The organism is Thiocapsa sp. (assembly GCF_011390875.1).
In the GTDB taxonomy this organism is placed as follows: domain Bacteria; phylum Pseudomonadota; class Gammaproteobacteria; order Chromatiales; family Chromatiaceae; genus Thiocapsa.
On sequence record NZ_JAABRP010000274.1, the window covers coordinates 1 to 5,188 of the forward strand.

Annotated in this window: 4 protein-coding genes; all 4 read right to left on the reverse strand. The window is 64.5% G+C overall.

Annotated features, from left to right (window positions below):
• Positions 1-78: 78 nt before the first annotated feature.
• Positions 79-1,233: a 2-methylcitrate synthase gene (gene prpC, locus GPT33_RS16875; protein WP_296811276.1), complete on the reverse strand. Its 1,155-nt coding sequence runs from the start codon at positions 1,231-1,233 to the stop codon at positions 79-81.
• 128 nt (positions 1,234-1,361) lie between these two features.
• Positions 1,362-2,246, reverse strand: coding sequence for a methylisocitrate lyase (gene prpB / locus GPT33_RS16880; RefSeq protein WP_296811277.1), 885 nt, complete (start codon positions 2,244-2,246; stop codon positions 1,362-1,364).
• 146 nt (positions 2,247-2,392) lie between these two features.
• Positions 2,393-3,079, reverse strand: a complete 687-nt coding sequence (locus GPT33_RS16885; protein WP_296811278.1) for a GntR family transcriptional regulator — start codon at positions 3,077-3,079, stop codon at positions 2,393-2,395.
• 130 nt (positions 3,080-3,209) lie between these two features.
• Complete coding sequence (locus tag GPT33_RS16890; protein ID WP_296811280.1) at positions 3,210-5,105, reverse strand: propionyl-CoA synthetase; 1,896 nt, start codon at positions 5,103-5,105, stop codon at positions 3,210-3,212.
• Positions 5,106-5,188: the final 83 nt, after the last annotated feature.

The following is a 5,188-nucleotide window of genomic DNA, read 5'->3' on the forward strand; positions in this document are numbered from 1 at the left end:
TGATCCGGGACGCGCCGGACCCGAACGCCCGTGAACCTCGGCGCTCGGGTCCGGGTCCCGGGCGTCGGACTTGAGCGCTCAGCGCTTCTCGATCGGCACCCAGCTCAGGTTCTCCGGGCCGACATAGTTGGCGCTCGGTCGGATGATCTTGGCGTCGATGCGCTGCTCGATGACGTGCGCCACCCAGCCGGTGGTGCGCGAGATGACGAAGATGGGCGTGAACAAGGGGGTCGGAACGCCCATCTGGGCGTAGGACACCGCCGAGAACCAGTCAAGGTTCGGGAACATGTGCTTGATGTCCCACATGACGGTTTCGAGGCGGTCGGCGACCTCGAACATGCGCATGTCCTCGTTGGATTTGGACAGGCGACGTGCGACCGTCTTGATGACCTCGTTGCGCGGGTCGCCGGTGGTGTAGACCGGGTGACCGAAGCCGATGATGATCTCCTTGCGTCCGACCCGCTCGCGGATGTCCGCCTCCGCCTCGTCGGCACTGAAATAGCGGCTCTGGATCTCGCAGGCGGCCTCGTTCGCGCCGCCGTGCTTGGGGCCGCGCAGTGCGCCGATCGCGCCCGTGACGGCCGAGTAGATGTCCGAGTTGGTTCCGGCGACCACGCGCGCGGCGAAGGTCGAGGCATTGAACTCATGCTCGGCGTAGAGGATCAGCGAGGTGTGCATGGCGCGCACCCACTCGGCCGACGGGGATTTACCGTGCAGCAGGTGGAGGAAGTGCCCGCCGACCGACTCGTCGTCGGTCTCGACCTCGATGCGCCGGCCGTTGTGGGCGAAGTGGTACCAATAGAGCAGCATGGAGCCGAAGCTGGCGACCAGGCGATCGCCGATGTCGCGTGCCGCGGCGACCGGCATGTCGTCCTTCTCCGGCTCAAGCGTGCCGAGCAAGGAGGCGCCGGTTCGCATCACGTCCATCGGGTGTGCCGAGGGCGGGATCTGCTCCAAGGCGGTCTTGAGTGCGGCGGGCAGGCCACGCAGCGAGCGTAGCTTGCGCTTGTAGGAGGCAAGCTCCGCGGACGTCGGCAAATGCCCGTGGATCAGCAGATAGGCGATCTCTTCGAACTCGGCCTGGTCCGCGAAGTCGAGGATGTCGTAGCCGCGATAATGCAGATCGTTGCCGGTACGCCCGACGGTGCAGACGGCGGTGTTGCCCGCGGCGGTGCCGGACAGGGCGACCGACTTCTTCGGTTTCGGCAGTTGGCTCTCTTGGTTCTGGGCCATCTTGTTCTCCTCGATCGGTGTGATGCGGGTTGGGGAGCCTCCAGCTTCCAGCTTCCAGCGTCCAGCTATCAGCTTTTAGCTCTTAGCTTTCAGGCAGGGGTGTTTATGCTGGGGGCTGGCGGCTTCCTTCAATCTTTGCCGTGCGTGAACAGCTCATCGAGCTTTTGCTCGAAGCCGTGGTAGTTCAGGAAATCGTAGAGATCCATGCGGGTCTGCATGGTGTCGAGCACGGCGGCTTGGGTGCCGTCGCGGCGGATCGCCTCGTAGACCTTGAGTGCGGCGAGGTTCATGGCGCGGAAGGCGGACAGCGGGTAGAGCACGAGCGACACCCCGACGTTGCCCAGCTCGGTTGTCGTGAAGAGCGGGGTGGAGCCGAACTCGGTGATGTTGGCGAGGACCGGAACCTTCACTGCAGCGATGAACTGCTCGTACTGGGCCAAATCGGTCATGGCCTCGGGAAAGATCATGTCCGCGCCGGCCTCGACACAGGCGACGGCGCGTTCGATGGCCGAGTCGATCCCCTCCACAGCCAAGGCATCGGTGCGGGCCATGATAACGAAGTCGTCGGTGCGGGCATCGACGGCAGCCTTGATGCGGTCGACCATCTCCTCCTTGGAGACGATTGCCTTGCCGGGACGGTGACCGCAGCGCTTGGCCGCGACCTGATCCTCGATATGGCATCCGGCCGCGCCGGCTTGGTTCATCAGTCGGACGGTGCGGGCGATGTTGAAGGCGCCGCCCCAGCCGGTGTCGGCGTCGACCAAGAGGGGAAGGGCGGTCGCGTCGGTGATCCGGCGCACGTCCTCCAACACGTTGTCCAGGCTGGTCATTCCGAGATCCGGGATCCCGAAGGAGCAGGCCGCAACACCGCCGCCCGAGAGATAGAGCGCCCGATAACCGGTGCGCTCGGCCATCATGGCGTGATAGGCGTTGACGGCGCCGACCACCTGCAGAGGATGCTCCTCTTTGACGGCGAGCCGAAGGCGGGCGCCGGGTGTGAGAGTTTCGGTCATGCGGGTTATCTCCTTCTAAACCGCGCCCAGCGCGGTATGCGGTGTTTTTGGATGGGATCGGCCCCGGCAGACTTGACGACCGCTGGAGCAGGCGCGGTTTAGGTTATTAAAAAATATATTATTAAGGGCTGGCGGCTCCGCACCGCTCAACGCTCGCCCGCCAGCCGGCGTTCGATTGCCCGTCGCGATGCGCGGATATGCCGGCGCATCAGCCATTCGGCCAGCTCGCCGTCGCGCTCGGCAATGGCGTCGGCCACCAGCTCATGTTCCTTGAGCGCATCCGCCGCCCGGTCGCTCTTCATTCCGAACTGGCAGCGGTACATGCGCGCGAGGTGATAGAGATCGTTGCAGAGGATGTCGATGAGGCGCCGGTTGCCGCTGCCTTGGACGATGCGAAAGTGGAAATCAAGATCGCCTTCCTCCTGGAAGTAGGTTTGCCAGTCGGCGCGCGCGACCTCGCGCCTGTGTTGCTCCAGGAGGTCCTTTAAGTCTGCGATGGCCGCATCGGACATGCGTTCCGCGGCGATCCGCGCGGCCATGCCCTCAAGCGCTTCGCGGATCACATAGATCTCCAGAAGCTCATCGTTCGACAGGGTGATGACCCGCGCGCCGAGGTTCGGGCGGCGTTCGACAAGGTTGGTGGACTCAAGCCGGCGCATGGCTTCGCGCAGCGGTCCCCGACTGATTCCGTAGCGGGCCGCGAGTGCCGGCTCGCTGATCTTGCTGCCGGCGGGGATCTCGCCCTCGACAATCGCCTGGCGCACCTGCCCGAAGACGCGATCGGCGATCGTGGATGTCTCCTCGTCCAGGGATTCGGCTGTGGCAGTTGTCATCATTGTCGACAATTAGTCCTGTGATGGCCCTAATTTAGACCATTATCCGGGAGTGTCAAGTTTAAGTGTCGACAGAATGACGCCTGGGTCGACATGCGAATACCGACCCGGGCGATATGGCGATTGGTGATCAGCCGTGCTGCGCGTAGCCGATCCTGCCTAGTGCCGTCTCGATCTCTTCCAGGATGGCGGGGTCGTCGATCGTGGCGGGCATGCGGTAGTCCTTGCCGTCGGCGATCGACTTCATGGTGCCGCGCAGGATCTTGCCCGAGCGGGTCTTGGGCAAGCGCTGTACGACGACCACGGTCTTGAAGGCAGCGACGGGGCCGATCTGATCGCGAACCAGATTCACCAACTCCTTGATGATCGTGGCGTCTTCGCGCGAGACGCCCGACTTGAGCACCACCAGGCCCAGCGGCAGCTCGCCCTTGAGCTGATCGTGTGCGCCAATCACAGCACATTCGGCCACATCCGGATGGGATGCCAGCACACCCTCCATAGCGCCGGTGGAGAGTCGGTGACCGGCGACATTGATGATGTCGTCGATGCGACTCATGACGAACAGGTAGCCGTCCTCATCCAGATAGCCGGCGTCGCCGGTCAGGTAGTACCCGGGTTGGGCCGAGAGATAGGACTGAATGAAGCGCGCGTCGTTGCCCCAGAGGGTCGGCAGGCAGCCGGGCGGCAGCGGTAACTTGATCATGATGCGCCCGATGTCGCCGGGTGCGACCGAGACGCCCTCGTCGTCGAGGACCTGAATGTCGTAGCCGGGCACGGCGCGGGTCGGCGAGCCGGGCTTGACAGGGAGCTGCTCGATGCCGAGACAGTTAGCGGCGATCGCCCAGCCTGTCTCGGTCTGCCACCAATGGTCGATGACCGGGATGCCCAGGATCTTCTGCGCCCAGCCGAGCGTATCCGGGTCGCACCGCTCGCCGGCGAGGAATAGGGCGCGCAAGGTGCCGAGATCGTAACGCCCGAGATGCTCGGCGTTCGGGTCGTCGCGCTTGATGGCACGGAACGCGGTGGGCGCGGTGAAGAGCACGGAGACGCCGTGCTCGGAGATCACGCGCCAGAAGGCCCCGGCGTCGGGCGTGCCGACCGGTTTGCCCTCGTAGACGATCGTCGTGCAGCCGGCCAGCAAGGGCGCATAGACGATGTAGGAGTGCCCGACGACCCAGCCCACGTCGGATGCGGCCCAGAAGACCTCGCCGGGCTTGACGTTGTAGACATTCTCCATGCTCCAGGCCATGGCGACCGCGTGTCCGCCGTTGTCGCGCACCACGCCTTTGGGTTGGCCGGTGGTGCCGGAGGTGTAGAGGATGTAAAGCGGGTCGGTCGCGGCGACCGAGACACAGGCGGCCGGCTCGGCGGCGGCGAGCGCTTCGGTCCAGCCGAGGTCACGTCCCGCGATCAGTGTGCCGGGCTCCTGCTCGCGTTGCAGGATGATGCAGTGCTCGGGCTTGTGCTCGGCCAGATTGATGGCCGAGTCGAGCAGCGGCTTGTAATGGACGACCCGGTTCGGCTCGATGCCGCAGGATCCGGCGACCATGACCTTGGGCTTGGCGTCGTCGATGCGGGTGGCCAGCTCGCGCGCGGAGAAACCGCCGAACACCACCGAATGGATGGCGCCGATACGAGCGCAGCCAAGCATGGCCACTGCGGCTTCCGGCACCATCGGCATGTAGACGATGACCCGATCGCCCTTGGTCACGCCGAGCGCCAATAAGGCACCGGCGAAGCGCGCAACCTGATCCTGCAGCTCCGCGTAGGTGATGACAGTCTTGGAGCCAGTGACGGGACTGTCGTGAATGATGGCGGGTTGATCGCCCCGTCCGGCGGTGACGTGCCGATCCACGGCGTTGTAGCAGGTGTTCAACATCCCGCCTGCGAACCAGCGATGAAAGGGTGCGTTGGAGCTGTCCAGGACCTTGTCCCACGGCCGATCCCAGTCGATCAGCTCGGCGGCCTCGGCCCAGAACGACGCCGGGTCCTTCATCGATCGCTCGTAGACGGCTTGATAACCCATGGTGATTTCCTCGGTAGTTAAACCGCGCTCGGCGCGGTATGCGATTTTTCTTGGATGGGATCGGCCCCGGAAAACTTGACGAC